The 19952-nt window shown below is 65.4% G+C and carries 17 protein-coding genes; 2 read left to right on the top strand and 15 right to left on the bottom strand.

The window, feature by feature from the left end; genetic code table 11:
• Positions 1–14 precede the first annotated feature (14 nt).
• The 3 genes from XH81_RS18900 to XH81_RS18890 all read right to left on the bottom strand — a co-directional run bounded on the left by XH81_RS18900 (position 15) and on the right by XH81_RS18890 (position 4160).
• The gene (locus XH81_RS18900) at positions 15–1814 is read right to left on the bottom strand and encodes a cation:proton antiporter domain-containing protein (RefSeq protein ID WP_028140350.1); all 1800 of its coding nucleotides are present in this window, start codon (positions 1812–1814) and stop codon (positions 15–17) included.
• 116 nt (positions 1815–1930) lie between these two features.
• A complete protein-coding gene (locus XH81_RS18895; RefSeq protein WP_028140351.1) occupies positions 1931–2767 on the bottom strand; it encodes an SDR family oxidoreductase in 837 nt (278 codons plus the stop codon).
• A 73-nt stretch (positions 2768–2840) separates the two neighbouring features.
• On the bottom strand, positions 2841–4160 hold the full coding sequence (locus XH81_RS18890; protein ID WP_028140352.1) for a solute carrier family 23 protein: 1320 nt from the start codon (positions 4158–4160) through the stop codon (positions 2841–2843).
• Between the two features lie 140 nt (positions 4161–4300).
• On the opposite strand from XH81_RS18890, the gene XH81_RS18885 reads away from it, so the two are divergent.
• Complete coding sequence (locus tag XH81_RS18885) at positions 4301–5635, top strand: dicarboxylate/amino acid:cation symporter (protein ID WP_028140353.1); 1335 nt, start codon at positions 4301–4303, stop codon at positions 5633–5635.
• A gap of 186 nt (positions 5636–5821) precedes the next feature.
• Here XH81_RS18885 and XH81_RS18880 read toward each other — a convergent pair whose 3' ends face one another.
• From XH81_RS18880 to XH81_RS18835, 10 genes are all read right to left on the bottom strand, one after another.
• The gene (locus XH81_RS18880; protein WP_028140354.1) at positions 5822–7435 is read right to left on the bottom strand and encodes an ABC-F family ATP-binding cassette domain-containing protein; all 1614 of its coding nucleotides are present in this window, start codon (positions 7433–7435) and stop codon (positions 5822–5824) included.
• Positions 7436–7596: 161 nt separating this feature from the next.
• Positions 7597–7944, bottom strand: coding sequence for a RidA family protein (locus XH81_RS18875; RefSeq protein ID WP_027545617.1), 348 nt, complete (start codon positions 7942–7944; stop codon positions 7597–7599).
• Positions 7945–7961: 17 nt separating this feature from the next.
• Entirely contained in the window at positions 7962–9083 is a 1122-nt protein-coding gene (locus XH81_RS18870; RefSeq protein ID WP_028140355.1) for an NAD(P)/FAD-dependent oxidoreductase, read from the bottom strand.
• Entirely contained in the window at positions 9080–10498 is a 1419-nt protein-coding gene (locus XH81_RS18865) for an FAD/NAD(P)-dependent oxidoreductase (RefSeq protein WP_028140356.1), read from the bottom strand. The genes XH81_RS18870 and XH81_RS18865 overlap by 4 nt, the downstream gene beginning before the upstream one ends.
• On the bottom strand, positions 10495–10791 hold the full coding sequence (locus tag XH81_RS18860) for a (2Fe-2S)-binding protein (RefSeq protein ID WP_028140357.1): 297 nt from the start codon (positions 10789–10791) through the stop codon (positions 10495–10497). Before XH81_RS18860 ends, XH81_RS18865 begins: the two co-directional genes overlap by 4 nt.
• A 29-nt stretch (positions 10792–10820) precedes the next feature.
• On the bottom strand, positions 10821–12017 hold the full coding sequence (locus XH81_RS18855) for an NAD(P)/FAD-dependent oxidoreductase (protein ID WP_028140358.1): 1197 nt from the start codon (positions 12015–12017) through the stop codon (positions 10821–10823).
• Between the two features lie 8 nt (positions 12018–12025).
• Positions 12026–12835 carry an ABC transporter permease gene (locus XH81_RS18850; RefSeq protein WP_018317729.1) on the bottom strand — a complete coding sequence of 270 codons (810 nt, stop codon included), beginning with the start codon at positions 12833–12835 and terminating at the stop codon, positions 12026–12028.
• Entirely contained in the window at positions 12832–13707 is an 876-nt protein-coding gene (locus XH81_RS18845; RefSeq protein WP_028140359.1) for an ABC transporter permease, read from the bottom strand. The genes XH81_RS18850 and XH81_RS18845 overlap by 4 nt, the downstream gene beginning before the upstream one ends.
• On the bottom strand, positions 13704–14744 hold the full coding sequence (locus XH81_RS18840; RefSeq protein ID WP_028140360.1) for an ABC transporter ATP-binding protein: 1041 nt from the start codon (positions 14742–14744) through the stop codon (positions 13704–13706). Before XH81_RS18840 ends, XH81_RS18845 begins: the two co-directional genes overlap by 4 nt.
• Before the next feature lie 26 nt (positions 14745–14770).
• Complete coding sequence (locus XH81_RS18835) at positions 14771–15805, bottom strand: ABC transporter substrate-binding protein (RefSeq protein WP_028140361.1); 1035 nt, start codon at positions 15803–15805, stop codon at positions 14771–14773.
• Positions 15806–16078: 273 nt separating this feature from the next.
• On the opposite strand from XH81_RS18835, the gene XH81_RS18830 reads away from it, so the two are divergent.
• The gene (locus tag XH81_RS18830) at positions 16079–16996 is read left to right on the top strand and encodes a LysR substrate-binding domain-containing protein (RefSeq protein WP_028140362.1); all 918 of its coding nucleotides are present in this window, start codon (positions 16079–16081) and stop codon (positions 16994–16996) included.
• Here XH81_RS18830 and XH81_RS18825 read toward each other — a convergent pair.
• Both XH81_RS18825 and XH81_RS18820 read right to left on the bottom strand, forming a co-directional pair.
• Positions 16986–18359 (bottom strand): amidohydrolase family protein, encoded by a 1374-nt coding sequence (locus XH81_RS18825; RefSeq protein WP_097668339.1) that lies wholly within the window; start codon positions 18357–18359, stop codon positions 16986–16988. The genes XH81_RS18830 and XH81_RS18825 overlap by 11 nt on opposite strands.
• A complete protein-coding gene (locus tag XH81_RS18820; RefSeq protein ID WP_028140364.1) occupies positions 18356–19939 on the bottom strand; it encodes an ABC transporter substrate-binding protein in 1584 nt (527 codons plus the stop codon). Before XH81_RS18820 ends, XH81_RS18825 begins: the two co-directional genes overlap by 4 nt.
• Between the last annotated feature and the right edge of the window lie 13 nt (positions 19940–19952).

Raw genomic sequence — 19952 nt, 5'->3', positions numbered from 1 at the left:
ACCCGGATGGGCGGTTATCGCGGGGACCGGCGCCCCGTGAGATCGAGCGGGCGCACTTTCTCCTGTCCGGCAATGCGGGCGGCTTGCTGCAGCGTCAGCCGGAATTCATCCCGCTTCTCGTGCACCGAGGCTATCGCATTCCCGACCGCAACTCCGAGGCCGACCAGTGCGGCTTCGGAAAGCTGCAGGCTTGCCTCGATGGTTTCCGGCACCGCATCGGTTGCGCCGATCGCATAGAGGTGACGGGCATGGTCGGCATCCCGCGCACGTGAAACGATCAGCACATCCGGCCGCACCGCCCGGATCCGCTCGACGACAGCATCGATCGCCGGCCGCGACTGGATGGTGATGATCACACCGGTCGTCTGCATCAGGCCGCAAGCCTCGAGGAAACCGAGCTCTGTCGCATCGCCAAAATAGACCTTGTGACCGTCGCGGCGGTCGCGCGCCACGGCGACGGCCTCGTGATCGACCGCGATGTAGTTCAGGCCGTGGCTGGTCAGCAGCGAACAGACGACTTTTCCAACGCGGCCGTAGCCGACCACGATGGCCTGCGCCCGGTCGCCGGGCGGCCGGACCGCCAGCTCTGGATCGGGCGAGCGCTCAGGACCCAGCTTCGCGGCCAGTCGGCGTCCGAGCGCGCCCAAAAGCGGCGTCAAGGCCATCGTCACGGCGGTGATGGCGACGGCAAAGCTCGACACGCGCGGCTCGATCAGACCGCCGGCCGCCGCCATTCCGATGCTGACGAACGCGAATTCGCCGACGGGACCCAGCAGGAAGCCGATCTCGATCGCCGTCGCCCAGGACAGCCTGAAGAGCCGGCCGAGCATGATGAGCACGATCGCCTTGCCGACGAGAATGCCGATGACCGCAGCCAGCAGCCAACCAGGCTCGCGCATGAACACGCGGAAGTCGATGGCCATGCCGACCGTGAAGAAGAAGATGCCCAGCAGCAGGCCCTTGAACGGCTCGACGGTGGCCTCAATGGCCTTGCCATACTCCGTTTCCGCCAGCATCAGTCCCGCAACGAATGCTCCGAGCGCCATCGACAGGCCCGCCTGGTGCGCGGCAATCCCTGCGCCGACGATGACGAACAAGGTCGCGGCGACAAACAGCTCCGTCGAGTGGGTGCCCGCAACCATCTGGAACAGCGGCCGCATCAGCAGCCGTCCGAGCAGAGTGAGGACAGCGACCGCCAGCGCGGCCTTCAGGATCGCGCTGGAGATGTGCGCCAGGACGGAGCCGCCACTCTCCGCGCCGAGCACCGAGACGAAAACCAGAATGGGAACGACTGCGAGGTCCTGGGCCAGCAGCACCGAGAAGCTGGCGCGACCGGCAGTGGTCGCAAGTCGTTTCTCGGTGGACAAAAGCTCGAGCACGATCGCCGTCGAGGACAACGCAAGGCTCGCGCCCAGGATGACGGCCGTATCCGAGCTCTGCCCGGAGAGAAGCGTCACGCCGAAAATCATGGCGGACGTCGCCAGCACCTGCAGGCCACCAAGCCCGAACACCAGGCGCCGCATCGTGACGAGCCGCCTGAAAGATAGTTCGAGCCCGATCAGGAACAGCAGGAAGACGATACCGAGATTGGCGATACCCTCGACATTCTGCGCGTCGGCGACGGTGACCCAGTACAGCAACGGGAGCTGCTGAACGAGCGAGCCGAGCCCGAGCGGACCGAGAATGGCGCCGGCACCGAGATAGCCCAGCACGGGATTGATGCCCCAATGGCGGACAATCGGCACCACGACGCCGGCAGTGCCGAGGACCACCAGCGCGTCGCTGTAGGCATTGATGTTGATGGTTGTGGTCACGAGCCCTTCATGTGTCGACGCTTGCCAATAGCGGCAGCGTCGTCCACGGTCGATAGCACACGGCGCCGCAGACCCCTACCCGGCCCGACCGCCATCCTCACAGTCCCAAACTGAGATCAACTCGCCCAGTTCTCGCGGAATTCCGGAAAGAGCGTCAGGCCTCCGCAGGCGTAGAGGGTCTGCCCGGTGATGTAGCTCGCATCGTCCGAGGCGAGGAAGGCGAACACGGCGGCGATCTCCTCCGGCGTACCGACGCGTCCCATGGGAATGTGGCTGGTGACGACGCCGCGCTTTTCGGGATCGCCGGTCCAGGCCGCGTTGATCGGCGTGTCGATCGCGCCGGGCCCGACCGCGTTGACGCGAATGCCGCGGCCGGCGAACTCCAGCGCCAGCGTGCGCGTCAGATTGGCCATGCCGCCCTTGCTGATCGAATAGGCGAGATAGCCGGGTTTCGGGATGATCTGGTGCACGCTGGAGCAGTTGATGATGGAGCCCCCTCCCCCGCGCGCCACGAAATGCGCGAGCGCCTTCTGGGCGCAGAGCACGGCGCCGTTGAGGTTGACGTCGATGATGCGCCGATAGGTCTCGACGTCGAGCGCCTCGCTCGGTGATTCCTTCTGGAAGCCGGCATTGTTGACGAGACAATCGAGGCGCTTCCAGCGCGCCAAAATCGTCTCGAACATCGCGGCGATCTCCTGCGCGTTGCCGACATTGGCCCTGACGATGAGATGATCGAGCTTGCCATGGCCACGATCGCCCGATGCCGTGCGTGCATGCGCCAGCGTCTCCTCCGCCCGCTCCTCGTTCTCGAAATAATTGATCGCAACAGTCGCACCTTCCTGGGCGAGCCGGATGGCGACGGCGCGACCGATGCCTTGCGAGGCGCCGGTCACCAGGGCGTATTGGCCAACGAGGCGCGAGGGAAAGGAGGTCGAGCGATCGGTTTGCGGCATGGGTTCTCTCCGGGATGTCTCATCATCGATGGAACCGGCGTTTTGTTCCATCCCTTTCGTGCATCCCTGGGAATCACTCCGCGCGCCGCGCCAGCGGCGAGGTCAGGATCTGGTAGAGGATGATGGCGCCAAAAGTTGCCGTGCCGATCCCGCCGATCGTGAATGCGCCGAATTTGAGCGTGAGGTCGCCCGCACCGGCGGTCAGCGCCACGGCGACGGTGATCAGGTTTGCAGGATTGGCGAAATCGACCTTGTTCTCGACCCAGATCCGGCCCGCCATCGCCGCGATCAGTCCGAACAGCACGATCGAGAGGCCGCCGATGACGGGTCCCGGGATCGACAGGATCAGCGCGCCGAATTTCGGCGAGAAGCCGAGCAGGATCGACACCATGGCGGCGAAGGCGAACAGCAATGTCGAATAGACCTTCGTCGCCGCCATGACGCCGATGTTCTCGGCATAGGTGGTGACGCCGGTGCCGCCGCCGCAGGCCGCCACGATGGTAGCTAAGCTGTCGGCGAACAGGGCGCGGCCGAGATAGGCGTCGAGACTCCGGCCCGTCATGGCGCCGACGGCCTTGATGTGCCCGAGATTCTCGGCAACGAGAATGATCGCAACCGGCGCGATCAGGAAGATCGCATCGGCCTGGAATGTCGGCGTGGTGAAGCTCGGCATGCCGAACCACGGCGCGGCTGAAAGCTGAGTGAAGTCGATCGGCTTGCCGAAACCGAGCCCGTTGGCGAACAGCAGGTACAGAAGATATCCGCCGATCGCGCCAAGGATGATCGGCAGGCGGCGCCACAAGCCTGGCGCCGCAACGGCCACCACGCCGATGATCAGAACGGTCGCAAGTCCGATTCCGGTATCGAACGCATTCGCGCTCACCGCCTTGACCGCCACGGGCGCGAGGTTGAGGCCGATGGCTGCGACCACGGCACCGGTGACGGCCGGCGGCAGCAGCCGCTCGATCCAGCCGACTCCCGACCACATCACGATCAGCGCGATCACACCATAGAGCACTCCAGCGGCAACGATGCCGCCGAGCGCGACCGAAATATTGGGATTCGCCCCCTGCCCGGCATAGCCTGTGGCCGCGATGACGACGGCGATGAACGAGAAGCTCGAGCCGAGATAGCTCGGCACGCGCCCGGCGACGATGACGAAGAAGATCAGCGTGCCGATGCCGGAGAACAGGACGGCGACATTGGGATCGAAGCCCATCAGCAGCGGCGCGATGATCGTCGAGCCCGACATCGCGACGCAATGCTGGAGACCGGAGACGATGGTCTGGCCCCATGACAGCCGCTCCTCCGGCATGATCACGCCTGAGGTCTTCAACGTCCAACGCGGGAAATAGCCTCGCTGTTGCCGGCCGGCGCCTGATGAAGTCGACATGTTCCCCCCAGTTGCGGTGCAGCGACCGATCTTCGTGCGAACAGACAAAAATGTGATTGTCGCTTCTGCGGCGACCATCACATGATGCAAGCCATGCAAGATCGAAATCACGCAAAATCAATGCGTTCCGGGGCCACTCTATGACACAAGTCGCGATCCAGCCAGCCATCCATCGCCGGCAACAGCCCTGGTACAAGATCCTCTACGTGCAGGTGCTGATCGCGATCGCGCTCGGCGTACTGATCGGCTATTTCTACCCCGATCTCGGCAAGGCCTTGAAGCCGCTCGGCGACGGCTTCATCGCGCTGATCAAGATGATGATCGCGCCGGTGATCTTCTGCACCGTGGTGCACGGCATCTCCTCGATGGGCGACCTCAAGCGCGTCGGCCGGGTCGGGCTGAAGTCGCTGATCTATTTCGAGACGGTCTCGACCGTCGCGCTCGCGGTCGGCCTCCTGGTCGGTGAGATCCTGCAGCCCGGGCACGGCTTCAACATCGATCCCGCCACGATCGACCCGAACTCGGTCGCCACCTACGTCACCAAAGCCAAGGAAGAGGGCATCGTCGCCCATCTGATGGCGATCATCCCCGACAGCTATTTGGGCGCGATCGCGCGCGGCGACCTTTTGCAGGTGCTGCTGATCTCGATCCTGTCCGGCTTCGCCATCGCCTTTCTCGGCAAGGCCGGCGAGCCCATTGCGGACGCGATCGACAAGGCCGCCAAGATGTTCTTCGGCATCATCCGCATCATCGTGCGCGTGGCGCCGATCGGCGCCTTCGGCGCGATGGCGTTCACGGTCGGCGCCTACGGCCTCGGCTCGCTGATCAATCTCGCCGCCCTGATCGGCACGTTCTATCTCACCAGCATGCTGTTCGTGCTCGTGGTGTTAGGTGCGATCGCGCGGCTCGCCGGCTTCTCGATCCTCCGCTTCATCGCCTACATCAAGGACGAGCTGCTGATCGTGCTCGGCACGTCGTCCTCCGAGACGGTGCTGCCGCAGATGATCCAGAAGATGGAGCATCTCGGCGCCTCGCGATCCGTGGTCGGCCTCGTGATTCCGACCGGCTACAGCTTCAACCTCGACGGCACCAACATCTACATGACGCTGGCGACGCTGTTTCTGGCGCAGGCGACCAACACGCATCTGACCATCTGGCAGGAGCTCGGCATTCTGGGCATCGCCATGATCACCTCGAAGGGCGCCTCCGGCGTGACCGGCGCGGGCTTCATCACGCTCGCAGCGACACTCTCGATCGTGCCTGACATCCCGATCCAGTCGATCGCGATCCTGGTCGGCATCGACAAGTTCATGAGCGAATGCCGCGCGCTGACCAATCTGATCGGCAACGGCGTCGCCTGCGTGGTCATCAGCATCTCCGAAGGCGAGCTCGACCGCGAGGCGCTGCACGAGACCATGGCCCACCCGCTCGAGATCGGCGAAGCGCTCGAGCCGGGCGGGAGTGCAGCATCGTAGGTTGCAAACCAGCCGGCTCAGCGCGATTCCGACGCGGTAGTTTCCCGGAGTGGTCAATTGCTGCGGGACGCGTCACAACAGTTGCGTTGGGATCACGGATTGATACTCATTTTTTCCACCCGACGCGCTGGGGGCAGGGCGTCGGGTTTTTGAAAATCACTGCCATATCAGGACCGCCGGCCGGGATCAGACGATCCCGCCGTGAGTGCGCAACACCTTGGCGGCGAGGTCGAGCCGCCGCGTGACCCCAATCGCCTGCAGGAACGCTTCGTCATGACTGACGACGAGCAGCGCGCCGTCATAGGCCCTCAAGCCGGCTTCGACCGCTTCGATGGACTCGATGTCGAGATGATTGGTCGGCTCGTCCAGGATCAGCAGCGACGGCGGCGATGACCCGCCCAGCACGCAGGCGAGGCCCGCGCGAAACATCTGCCCGCCACTCAGGCTTCCGGCGACTTGCAAGGCGGCATCGGCGCGAAACATGAACCGCGCCAGCGCGGCATGGCATTCGTTCGCTCCCGCCTTCGGATTGAGGCGCCGAAAATTCTCCAGGATGGAGATCGAGGGATCGAGCAGGCTGACCTTCTGGTCGAACAGCGCGAAATCCGGCCTGACCCGCAAGGTGCCCGAGAGCGGACGCAGATCCCCCGCGATGAGTTTCAACAGCGTCGTCTTGCCGGAGCCGTTGGGCCCGACCAGCGCGACCCGCTCCGGGCCGACGACGGCAAATGAGAGATCGCGCAGGACCGGCTGCTCCGGCCGATAGCCGGCGCTGACGCGGTCGAGCCAAAGCACCTCCCTGGCCGCCGGCAGGCCGGTCGCGGGCAGCTTGACGGAGAGCGGCTGAAGAATTTCGATGCGCCCGCGCGCCGTGTCGACGGCTTGAAGCGCTTCCACGCGCAGCCGCTCGGCGATTTGTGCGGTCTTGCCGCCGGTATCCTCGCTGCGATCCTTGCGCGCCCCCGCCAGGATGCGCGGCATGTCGCCCTTGGCGCGCTTCTTCCTGCCGCCACTGTCCTTGCGCGCTTTCTTCTCCGCGGCCTCCTGCGCCTTGCCGTCGATCTCGGATAATCGCCTCTCGGCATGCGCGAGGTCGTGCCTGACGGCGGCGAGCTCGACCGCTTTCTGTTCGCGGTAACGGCTCCAATTGCCGCCGTATCGCGTGGCTCCGAGCGACGTCAGCTCGACAATCGCATCCATCGTATCGAGCAGGCGCCGATCGTGGCTGACGACGATCGCACCGCCGCGCCAGGCCGCGAGGAGATCGATCACGGCCTTGCGGCCGTCCTGGTCGAGATTGTTGGTTGGCTCGTCCAGCAGCAGGAAGTCCGGCTCGGCAAAGACCAATGCGGCGAGGCGAACCCGCGTGATCTGGCCGCCGGACAGCCGCTCCAGCTCGGTGTCGGGAGCGAGATCAAACCCGAGACGTGCAAGCGCAGCCTGTAGGCGTGCCTCGAGAGTCCAATCGACCTCGGCGAGGTCGTCGGCCGAGACTTCCCCCCGCTCGGCGCGGCGAAGCAGCGCGAGGTGACCTCGCACTCCGAACAAATCGGCCACCGTCGCACCGGCAAGGAGCTGGATATCCTGGCGCAGCAAACCGACTGTTCCGTTGACGACGACGCGCCCCGCCTGGGGAAGATGCTCCCCGGAGATCGACGCGAGCAACGTCGTCTTCCCGACGCCATTGCGACCGACGAGGCCGGTCCGCTCGGCGCCGAACGTCAGATCGATGTTTGAGAGAAGAGGACGGCCGTCAGGCGTGGACAGCGACAGATTCGACAGGATGATTGAAGCAGGCATGGAATTCCCCGTGAGCAAGGCGGATGGGCTTTGCGGTCGGGGTAAAATCCATGGCTGCGAAGTTCCTGATCGGGGACCCTCTAACTAGTCCCATCGAAGCGCGAGATCAAGGCGCGGCTCGAGGGACGACGGCGCGGAGAGCGCCGACGTCCCTGTCGCGTTCAGCCCTTGAGCGCGGTAACCACCACCTCGATCAGCGCGCTGCCGCCGAGATCGGCGACGCCGACCGTGGCGCGGGTCGGCAGATTGTCACCGAAGAATTCGGTCCAGGCCGCGTCCATCTCCTTCTTCTTGGAGAGATCCGTGACGAAGATCGACGCGCTGACGACGCGGCTCTTGTCGGTGCCGGCTTCCTTCAAATAGCCGGCGATCTTGCCCAGGATGTTGCGGGTCTGGTCACCCATCGAGACCGAGGTGTCGTCGGCGATGGTGCCGCCGAGGAAGACGAAGCCGTTGGCCTCGACGGCGCGGTGCATGATGGGCGTGCGGATGCTGCGGGTGATGCTCATGAGATATCCTCTTGTTGCTAGGGCGTTGAGGGATGGAAGCGGTCGATGCCGAGATCACCGACGCGGGTCTGGGTGCCGCCGTTGACGATCAGCTCCGCCATCACGGCACCGGCGCCGGGGCCGAGCTGAAAGCCGTGCAACGAGAAGCCGAACTGGTGATAGAGGCCCTTGTGACGGCTGCTCGGTCCGAACACGGGAATATCGTCCTTCATCTTCGCTTCGATCCCGGCCCAGGCACGGACGATGGTGGCGCTGCGCATCACCGGAAACAGCTCGAACACGGTGCGTGCGCTGGTCGCGAGGCTCTTCCAGTCCAGCACCGTCTCGTTGCGATCCTGATAGGGCGTTGCCAGATGACCGCCGCCGATCAGCACCGTGCCGTTGGAGAATTGCTTGAACGAGAGTTTACGCCCACGCAGGATCACGACGGGGTCGATGAAGTGCGGCACGCGCGAGGTGATCATCAGCATCGGCGCCACGGTCTCGACCGGCACGGGCTCGCCGAGCGCCGCCGCGATCTTGCCGGCCCAGGCGCCGGCGGCGTTGACCAGCACCGGCGCGGCAAAGGTTTCAGTGCCGACATCGACATGCCAGAGCCCATCGCTGTACCGGATGTTGCTGGCGGCCATGCCCTCGCGCACGGTCGCGCCGAGCTGCTGGGCCTTGCGCCGGAACGCCGTCGTCGTCTGCGCCGGATTGGCCGCGCCGTCACGGCGCGAAACCACGCCGCCGGGACAGCTTTCAGCCACCGCCGGCACCAGCCGGCGCAATTCAGTCGCGTCGATCAGCTCTTCGTGGGTGAAGCCGAGCGCATTGAGCTCGGCCACGCGCACGCGGCAGACCGCGAGCTCCTCCTCGTTCTCGGCGACCAGCACCTGGCCGTGGCTCTCGAAACTGCAATCGTCGTCGAGGAGATCCTTGATCTTCTCCCAGATTCCCATCGAGCGGATCGAGAGCGGAATCTCCGGGATGTGCCGCGCGAGCTGGCGGACGCCGCCGGCATTGACGCCCGAGGCGTGGCGACCGGCATAATCCTTCTCGATCAGCACCGGTTTCAGGCCGGCGAGGCACAGATGCAACGCGGTCGAGCATCCGTGGATGCCGCCGCCGACGACGATCGCATCCACGCATCTTGTCATCCGCGCACCACCGCCTTGACGTCGACCTCGCTCTTCGGAACGGCCGCGAGCTCGGCAAGCGTGATTGGCTTCACCGGCGCGCGCAGCCGGTAATAGCCGATCTCCTGCGGAGACTTGCCGCGCGCCTGCGCCATCAGCTCGGTGACGGTGAGGCCGCAGAGCCGGCCCTGGCACGGGCCCATGCCGGTGCGGCGATAGGCCTTGAGCTGGTTCGGCCCGGTCGCGCCGATCGCGACGGAATGGAGAACGTCCTTTGCCGTGACCTCCTCGCAGCGGCAGACGATGGTGTCGCCGGAGGGAATACGGAACTGCGGCGCGGGGCGGAACAGCGTATCGAGGAAGATACGACCACGCTCGGCCTTGGCGAGATCGGTACGCAACGCTGCCATCGACGGAAATTTTGCGGCAGCCGCGGGTGCCAACGCTTCGACCGCCGCGCGCGCCGCGATGCGGCCGCGCACCACGGCGGCACTGGCACCACCGATGCCGGCGCCGTCGCCGGCGATCGCAATGCCGGCGACCGACGAACTGCCGCTGGCATCCAGCACCGGCGACCAGCACAGTTGCAGATCGTCCCAGCGATGCTCGACACCTGCGGACATCGCGAGATTAACGTTGGGCACGACGCCCTGATGCAGCAGCAGAAGGTCAGCAGGAATGGTCTCGCGCTTGCCGCCCGCGACATAGCTGACGCTGGCGAGCTGGCCGTCGCCGGCCGCCGAGAGCTCCGCGACGCCGGAGACGACCTGCACCTTGGCCTTCACCTCGCGCATCATCGCGAGACCCTTGGCGAAATAGGGTGAGGTCAGGAACGCGAAGGCGTGCGGAAGCGCCGCAAAGTAATTGCCGCGCTCGGTGGTGTCGAGGATGCGGTCGATGCGGCCGCCGAGGCGCAGGATCTGCGCGGCGAGCAGCCACAGCAGCGGCCCCTGCCCCGCGATCACCGTACGACCATCAGGAACCAGCGCCGATGATTTCAGCATCGTCTGCGCCGCGCCCGCGGTCATCACGCCCGGCAGCGTCCAGCCGGGTATTGGAAACGGCCGCTCCAGTGCGCCGGTCGCAAGGATCACGCGCTGCGCCTTGACGAAGGCGGACGCACCGCCGACCGAGACGGCGATCTCGAGGTTGCGGTCGAGGCTCCAGACCGTGGCACGATGGATGACCTCGGCGCTGGTCGCACGCAGCGACTGCACGAGATCGGCACCGACCCAATAATCGGCGCCGAGCTGATTGCGATCGGTTACCGGCGTCGAAGAGATCGCGCGAAACACCTGACCGCCCGGGCCGACATTCTCGTCGAGCAGCAGCGTGGACAAGCCGGCTTCGGCGGATGTCGCAGCGGCGGCAAGGCCCGCTGGTCCCGCGCCGATCACCACGACGTCATAGTCTTCGCGCTTGGGAGCCACAGTCATTTTCCGATCTCCCGCTTGCCCTTCTGGATCTCGATCTGCATGCCTTCGGCAACGGGCACGAGGCAGCCCTGGCGGTTGCCGACACCGTCGATGGTGACGAGGCAGTCGAAGCACACGCCCATCATGCAATAGGGCAGACGCGGTGCGCCGCTCACAGCGGTGGAACGCCGTGCGTCGCGGCCGGAGGCCAGTAGCGCAGCCGAGACGGTGTCACCCTGGCGCGCCGCAACGGCAACGCCGTCGACGAAGATCTCGACCTGCGGTCGCTTGTCCTGTTCGGATCGTCTAAACATGGGGATGCCTCTTGGCTCCTTCAAAATCTCTAATAACCGCTGTTGTTCGCAGCGCCCGCGGCGCCGAAACGGCTAGCCGAGAACGCGCCGACCAGTTCGGGCTCGAGCGCGCCCTGCGCCACCATGCGCGCGATCTCGAAGGCGTGGTTGGAGGCCAGCGTCACGCCGGAATGGCAGCAGGCGACGAAGGCGCCGGGATGCGTCTTCGACTGGTCGTAGATCGGAAAGCCATCCTGCGGCATGACGCGGATGCCGGCCCAGCTCCTGACCACGTTGAGCCGCGCCAGATGCGGGAACATGCGCTGGGCGCGATCGGTCATCACGGCGCTGATCGAATGCTTCAGCGCCCGATCATCGAGCTCGTCTTCCTTGCTGTCGCCGATCATCACCGTGCCCTCGTCGGTCTGGCGGATCGTGGTCAGTGGATGCGGCAGGAACGGCATGGTGCGCTCGGTCACCACGATCTGGCCGCGGGTCGGGCCCATCGGCGCGTAGAGGCCGACCATGGGCGCCAGCGTCTGATTGGCATTGCCGGCGGCGAGCACGATCTTGGCCGCGCGCAGCTCGCCCTTCGGCGTGGTCAGGCGGAATTCGCCGCCGCTCCTGCTGATCGCCGAGACCGGACGCTCCGGAAAATAATCGATGCCGAACGCCCTGAAGCCGGTGTGGAAGGCGCGGAACGTGCGCAGCGAATTGACGTGGCCGTCGAGCGGGCAATAGCTGCCGCCGGAGACCTCCGGCCCGATCAGCGGCAGCGACTTCTTGACCTCGGATGCGGAGAGCATCTCCATCTTGTAGTCGGCTGCACCGGCCTGGTTGTGCATGCGCTTGACCAGCTCGGTGCGCTGGCCGAACTCCTCTTCACCAAGGGTGAGATGAAAACCGCCATTCTGCTGAAGCGAGACATCAAGGCCGGTCTGTTGCTTTAACTCCTCCGCCAGCCGGCCCCACGCCTGCGACGCCTGCACGGTCCACACCGTATAGGCGGGCATGCCGAGCCCCTTGCTCTGGACCCAGACCAGCGCAAAGTTGGCGCGGGAGGCGCGTTTGGTGATGTCGCCTTCGTCGAGCACGGCAACGGACTTGCCGAGCCGGCCGAGGCCCCAGGCAATCGCGGAGCCGAGCAACCCGCCGCCGACGACGGCGACGTCGTAATCAGATTTTTGTTTGGACGCGTTTTCTTTACGCGAACCGGCGTCCACTTCGCTCGAAAACGCTTTAGACATAAGTTCTCCTATCGCCCCGTATCGCCGCCCTTGCCGGCGAGCACACGGTCGAGCCCGTAGAAGCGGTCGAGCAGAATGAGGGCGGTCATGGTCACAGCGATCACGCAGGCCGAGACCGACGTCACCAGCGGATCGATGTTGTCCTGGATATAAAGGAACATGCGCACCGGCAACGTCTCGGTACCGGGTGCCGCGAGGAAGACGGTCATGGTGAGATCGTCGAAGGACTGGATGAAAGCGAGCGCCCAGCCGCTGATGACGCCGGGGAGGATCAGCGGCAAGGTCACGCGGCGAAACAGCGTCCAGCCGCCGGCGCCGAGGGAGACCGCGGCTATCTCGACGGTGCGGTCCATGCCTGTCGCTGCCGCAAGCGTCAGCCGCAGCGCGAACGGAAACACGATGATGACATGCGCGATGATCAGCGCGGCAAAACTGCCGCCCAGGCCGGCCGAGGTGAAGAAGCGCAGGAAGGCGATGCCTAGCACGACATGCGGGATCATCAGCGGCGACAGGAACAGCGCGGCGAGCGCATCGCGGCCGCGGAATCGATAGCGCGCGATCGCCAATGCCGCCGGCACCGCGAACAGGAGCGCGACGAAGGAGGACAGCGCGCCGAGGCCAAGGCTGACCCAGAAGGCGTGGATGAATTCGGGGTAGTTCGCGATCGTCCTGAACCAGCGCAGCGAAAAGCCGTTGGTCGGCAGCGACAGGAAGCCTTCGGGCGTGAAGGCGACGAGACAGACCACCAGGATCGGCGCCACCATGACGATGACGAAGAAGGTATGGAAGATCAGCGCCAGCGGGCCGTTCCGTCTCATCGGAACACCTCCGCGTAGCGCCGCTCGATCAATGCGTTGCTGCCGACGACGATCAGCACCAGCGCGACCAGCAGCAGTGTCGCGACCGCTGCGCCGAGCGGCCAGTTCAACGTGTTGAGGAACTCGTCATAGGCGAGCGTCGCGGCGACCTTGAGCCGGCGGCCGCCGATGATCGCGGGCGTCGCAAACGCGCTGGCCGAGAGCGAAAACACGATGATCGCACCCGACAGCACGCCCGGCATGATCTGCGGCATGATGATGCGGCGAATGATGGTGGCGGGGCCGGCGCCGAGCGACATCGCGGCATTCTCGATCTGCGGATCGAGCCGCTGCAGCGCAGCCCACACCGAGAGCACCATGAACGGCATCATCACGTGTGCGAGCGCGACCACCATGCCGGTTTCGGTGAACATGAAGGGAATGGGCGAGCTCATCACCCCGAGCGACATCAAGAGCTTGTTGACGAGGCCGTTGTTGCCGCCGAACAGCAGCGCCCAGCCCAGCGTGCGGGCCACCACGGAGATCAGAAGCGGCCCGAGGATGACGAGCAGGAAGAAGCTTTTCCAACGGCCGCTCATGCGGTTGAGGATGTAGGCTTCGGGCGCCCCGAGCAGCGCGGTGAGCAGCGTGGTCAGGATCGCGATGCGAAAGGTGCGCCAGAACATCTCGGCGTAATAGGGATCGGTCGCGATCTCGTGCCAGTTCTTGAGGATGAAGACCGGCTCGATGCCCTTGTACTGGCCCCAATCGTGGAACGACAGCATCACCGTCATCGCCAGCGGAATCAGCAGCACGCCGACGAACAGCATCAAGGCAGGCGCCGTCAGCGCCCAGGGCGCACGCGCGCTGCGTTCCTCGGCGACTGCGCTCATGCGCCAGCCCTCGCGCGGACGCTCATATCCTCGGGCCGCCAGGTAAGACGAACCGTCTCGCCTTCGGCCGGCTGCGCCTTGCCGTCATTCTGGCGGATCACGATTGCCGGGCCGCATTCGCTGTCGCACTGGAACAGCCAGTGATTGCCCTGGAAGATGCGGGTGACGATTTTTGCGCTGAGGCCGGCATCGCCGAAGCCGATTCTCTCGGGGCGAATGCTGACGGTGACGGGACCGCTGAGGCCCGCCGGGGCCGGCGCACTCCAGGAGCCCGCCGTCACCCGCGCTGGCGTGGCGGTCCGATCGACCGCCGCGGCGAAATCGTTGGTCTTGCCGAGGAATTGCGAGACGAAGGCCGAGGCCGGCTTCTCATAGGTCTCCTGCGGCGTCCCGATCTGCTCGATCTTGCCCTGGCTCATCACCACGATGCGATCGGACAGCGACATCGCCTCGTTCTGGTCATGGGTGACCAGGATCGTGGTGGTGCCGATGGTGCGCTGGATCTGACGCAGCTCGATCTGCATCTCCTCGCGCAGCTTGGCGTCAAGGTTGGACAGCGGCTCGTCGAGCAAGAGCACGCTCGGCTTGATCACCAGCGCGCGGGCGAGTGCCACGCGCTGCTGCTGGCCGCCGGACATGCGGCGGGGATGGCGGTCCTCAAAGCCGGCAAGGCCGACCATCGCGAGCGCGGCACGAACGCGCTCGGCTCTTTCAGTGCGCGGCACGTTGCGCATATCGAGACCGAAGGCGACGTTCTCCGCCGCCGTCATGTGCGGAAACAGCGCGTAGCTCTGGAACACGATGCCAAGGCCACGCTTGGCCGGATGGATCGCGGTCAGGTCCTTGCCCTCCAGGCGGATCGCGCCGCGGGTGGGATCGAGGAAGCCCGCGATCATCTGCAACGTCGTGGTCTTGCCGCAGCCGGACGGGCCGAGGAAGGAGATGAACTCCCCCTTCCCCACCGAGAGACTGAAGTCATCGACCACAGTCTGCGCCCCGAATTGCTTGGCGACCCGATCGAGCTCGAGATAGGCCATACGCTGTCTCCGCTGCGACGATCAGATCAACGCTCGACCTCGCGATTCCAGCGCTTGGTCCACTCCTCGCGCTTCTCGTTGATGACGGTCCAGTCCGGATTATAGAGCTTGGCCGCACGCTCGCCGATCGGCGCCATCTTGCCGAGCTCCGGCGGGATCACCAGCGACTTCAGCACCGGGCCGTAGCCGTAATCCTTCAGCATCACGAGCTGGATCTTGGGGTCGAGCAGCATCTTGACGAAACTTGATGCCAGCGGCGAGGCGCTCGGCTTGGTGATCGGACACGCCGTGGTCAGCAGCGTCGCAGCGCCTTCCTTCGGGTAGACGAAGTCGACGGGGAAGCCGGTATTGGCAAAGCTCTGCACGCGGCCGGTGCCCCACACCGCGATCACGGCCTGGCCGGACTGGAACAGCTCGGTCATCTTGCCCGGCGACGGCTCGTAAGCGAGCACGTTCGGATTGATCTCTTCCTTGAAGATCTTGAAGCCGGAATCGACATTGGTCTCGCCGCCGCCGTTCATCTTCGACAGCATCACCAGCGCTTCGAGACCGTAGGTGTTGTTGATCGGCGGGATCACCAACTGTTTTGCGTATTTCGTATCCTTCAGGTCATTCCACGAGGTCGGCGGCGCCCAGCCTTTCTCCTTGAACACCTTGGTATTGTACATCAGCCCGGTCGCGACGATGCCGATGGCGACTGCGCGATCGTCCTTGAAGCGCGCGGTGTCGTAGAGATCGGCCGGCAGTCCCTCGAGCTTGCCGCAGAAGCCGAGCTGGATCGCCTGGTACATCGGGCCGTCATCGACGATGGCGACGTCGATCTGCTGGTTGCCCTTCTGCGCCTGGAGTTTTGCCAGCGTGTCGGTGGAATTGCCGGCGACGTATTCGACCTTGACGCCGTTCTCTTTCTCGAAGGCCGGGATCACCTCGTCGCGGATCGTCTTCTCGAACGAGCCGCCATAGCCGGCGACGTAGAGCGTCTTTTGCTGGGCCGAAGCGGCCGACGGGGCGGCAATGAGCGCTGCGATGCTGACCGCGGTCAGAAGGCTAAGAGTCTTCATGTGGACCGATCTCCATACCGGAATGAGGTGACGTGCCGACGAGTCTCGCTGGCTGAAGCCTCTTCCGCATTTCCTTCCGCGCAATCCCGTCTCCAAGCAGGCTCCGGCGCCCGTACGGCGGGTTTTGGCGCGATCTGGAGGCTTTGAACCCCTCCAATCTGCCGAAAAAGCGGGCCGTCTCCAGTCCTGATGAAAAAGATCGCAACCTATACTTCCATCGTCCAATGAATAATGGCAACCTCTGTATGCCTAAATGTTATGGATGGATTTGGGATGGCGCGGATCAATTCGCGGCAGGTAGAGGCCTTCCGCGCGATGATGTTGACCGGCAGCGTCACCGAGGCCGCGAAGCTGATGGTGGTGACGCAGCCCGCTGTCAGCCGGTTGCTGCGCGACTTCCAGGCCCTCTTGAAGATGGAGTTGTTCGAGCGGCGCGGCACCGGCCTCGTGCCGACCGCCGCGGCAATGGCGCTCTATACCGAGGTCGAACGGTCCTTTGTCGGTCTCGAACGCATCACGGCTGCGGCCGAAGAAATCCGTGGCCGCCGCACTGGCTCGCTGCGCATCGCCGCGCTGCCGGCGCTGGCGAACGGCTATCTGCCACGACTTGCCGGTCATTTCCTGATGGAACGGCCCAACCTCAACCTGGCCTTCTTCGGCGTGATCTCGCCGATCGTGGTCGACTGGGTCTTGAACAATCAATGCGACATCGGCTTTGCCGAGGTGCCGATTGCCCATTCCGGCCTGCCGAGCCTGCGGCTGCCGGCCCTGGCGCGCGTCGCGGTGCTGCCGACCGGACATCGCCTCGCGGAGAAGGAAGTGCTGGAGCCGCGCGATTTCGAGGGCGAGACGTTCATCTCGCTGTCGGCGGGATCGTCGAGCCGGCACCTCGTCGACCAGGTGTTTCACCGCAGCGACGTCCGCCGCGTGCTCAGGGTCGAGACCACGCTGTCGGAGATCATGTGCGGGATGGTGTCATCGGGGCTCGGGGTCTCGATCTGCGATCCCTTCACCGCACAGGAGTTCGCGACGCGCGGCGTCGTCGTGCGGCGCTTCCTGCCGCGCATCGACTTCGAATTCTCCGCCGTCTTCCCGGCGCAGCGCAGTCCGTCGCCGGTGGCGCTGGATCTGGTGGAGACCATGCGCAAGGCGCTGATGGAGTTCGAGGGCGACGCTGGCCTCAGCCGTTGAACGCGGCCTGCGCCTCCGGCAGATCCCAGATCTTGCCGATCGCGGCGCTGCCCGCTGCGGTGATCGCCGCTTCTTCGGCGCCGAGATAGCGGCCGGCATCGACCAGCACGCGGCCATCGACGATCACCTGATCGATATTGGCGCGGTTGGCGAGCGCGATCAGCGCGCGGCGGGGATCGAACAGCGGCTGGAGATGCGGATGGGTGAGATCGACCACGGTGAGATCGGCGGTCGCGCCCGGCTCGATCCGGCCGAGATCCGGTCGCTTGATGACGTCGGCGGCCACGGCCGTGTTCGCTTCGATCAACTCGGGCGAATTGGCGACATCGGCGCGCTGCGAGGTGGTCTTGGAGATCAGTGACGCCGCATTGAGCTCACCGAGCAGATCCATGTTGTAGCCGTCGGTGCCGACCACGGTGCGCACGCCATGCTCGGCGAACCGGCTGAAGGCCGCGGTGACGCCGGCGCGCGCGAACACGCGCGGGCAATTCAGAACGGTCATGCCGCGCGCGGCCATCAGCTTGAGATCGTCGTCGCTGCTGAACATGCAATGCGCCGCCATCAAATCGGGCGCGAGCAGGCCGAGCCAATCCAGATATTGCGCCGGCGTGCGGCCGCCATAGCGCCTGCCGATGGTCTCGACCTCGGCGCGGCTCTGCGCCATATGCGTCGTGACGGGCACGCCGAGCTCGCGCGCTCGCACGGCGCAAGCTCTCAGGAGGTCGGGGCCGCAGGTGTCGGTGGCGTGCGGGCTCATGGCGAGGCCGATGCGGCCGTCGCCGCGATTGTTCCAGCGCTGGTAGAGCGCATCCCACGTCGCCATGTCGGCGGCGCCGTCATCGCCGGAATATTGCACTACGCCGTCGGGGCCGGCCTTGGCGTCCGACGTCGAGAACAGATAGGGCGCGCCATAAAAGCGAATGCCCATCTCCTCGGCGGCGTCGAACATTTCAGGGATCGAATTGCGGAACGGCTCCATCACCGTGGTGGCACCACCCTTGAGGAGCTGGAGGATGCCGAGCCGCGCCACCGCCATGCGTTCTTCCGCCGACAGCAGATCGGCGCCGCGCTTGGTCAGCGGCAGCAGCACCGTATAGACGATGCTCTGGTTGTTCTTGCGGCCGTTGCCGTCCTCGGTGTGGCTGCGCGCTACCGCTTCGGAGAAACAGTGATTGTGCAGGTTGAGCAGGCCCGGCAGCACGAAGCGGCCGGGGCGGTCGTAGACCTCGTCCGCGCGCGGCCTGTCGCGCGTGACCGCGGCGATCCTCTTGCCTTCGATAAGGACCCAACGGTCGCGCAGCACATCCTGCGCGCCGTCTTTCCGTGACAGCACATAGCTGCCGAAGATTGCGATCGTGCTCATGCGGGGCGTACGTTCCAGAAGACGGCGGTGCCGTCGAGAATGCCGGTGATGGCCTTGCGATAGGCGGTCGGCTGCTTGTACAGGCCGATCGGGATGTAGGGAATCTCCTCGAACGCCACCGCCTGGACCTGGCGGCAGATGCGCTGCTGCTCGGCGAGCTCGGAAGCGGCCAGCCATTGGCTGCGCAAGGCGCCCATCTTCTCGCTCGCATACCAGCCGGCGACCTTGCCCTCGCCGCGGATGTTGGTGTTGCCGGCCGGATTGAGCCAGTCGATGCCCTGCCAATTGCCGACCGCCGCGCTCCAGCCGCCCTGCCCGACCGGATCCTTCTTGAGCTGGCGCTGTAACACGACGGCGAAATCGAGCCCGGCATATTCGACGTTCATGCCGGCCTTGCGCAAGCTATCGACCGCGATCTCGCCGAGCGGCTTCTGCGCCAACGAATTGGTGGGCACGAGCACCACGATCTTCTCGCCATTATAGCCGGCCGCCTTCAGGTCGGCCTTGACCCTGGCGTAGTCGCGGGGCCCGCGGAACACATCGAGGCCGACCTCGTTCGCCATCGGCGTACCGGGCGCGAAGTAGCCGATCGGCGAGATCTGAAAGGTGGGATCGACACCGGCCACCGCCGTCATGAACGCGGACTGGTCGATCGCACCGAGCAGCGCGCGGCGGATGGCGGGATTGTCGAACGGCGGCTGCAGGTGATTGAGCCGCAGCATGCAGGCGTAACCTCTGGGATCGAGGATGCGCGTCTCAATGTCACCGGCGGCCTTGATCACCGGCAACAGATCGTGCGGCGTGGTCTCCTGCCAGTCCTGCTCGCCGGTCTGCAGCGCGGCGACGCCGGTGCCGGCATCGGGCGTGGTGGTCCAGACCACGCGGTTGTAGTGCACGATCTTCGGGCCCGCGGTCCAATCCGGCTTGCCGTCGGTGCGGGGCTGATAGCGCTCGAATTTGGCGTAGGCGTTGCGCGCGCCCTGCACGCGCTCGTCGGCGAGGTAGCGGAACGGGCCGCTGCCGATCACCTCGGTCAGCGGCTTGAACGGATCCTGGCTCGCCAGCCGCTCCGGCATCATGAAGCAGGCATTGATCGCGGCCTTGCCGAGCGCCTGCGGCAGCAGCGGGAACGGACGCTTGAGACGGAAGCGGATGGTGCGATCGTCGGCGGCGGACAGCTCGTCGGTCGCCTCCATCAGTTCGCCGCCAAAGCCGTCGCGCGCGGCCCAGCGCCGGATGCTCGCCACGCAGTCGCGCGCGAGCACGCGCTCACCATCGTGCCAGAACAGGCCGTCGCGCAAGCTGAGATCCCATTGCAGCCCGTCACCGGAGATGACGTGGCCCGACAGCATCTGCGGCGAGACCTGGAGCGAGGCGCTCATGCCATAGAGCGTGTCGTAGACCATGAAGCCGTGGTTCCGCGACACTTGCGCGGTCGAGTAGATGGGATCGACGAAGGCGAGATCGATGACGGGGATAAAGCGCAGCGTAGACTGGGATTCAGCACGGACAATGCCCGGCAACGACAGTGCTGGAATTGCTGCTGCGGCCTTGAGGAGCGAGCGGCGAGAAACGGGCATTACAAGAGGCTCC

Source organism: Bradyrhizobium sp. CCBAU 25360, from assembly GCF_028128695.1.
GTDB classification, from domain to species: domain Bacteria; phylum Pseudomonadota; class Alphaproteobacteria; order Rhizobiales; family Xanthobacteraceae; genus Bradyrhizobium; species Bradyrhizobium ottawaense.
The sequence above is the reverse complement of the archived record's forward strand: the minus strand, read 5'-3'. Positions and strand labels throughout refer to the sequence as shown.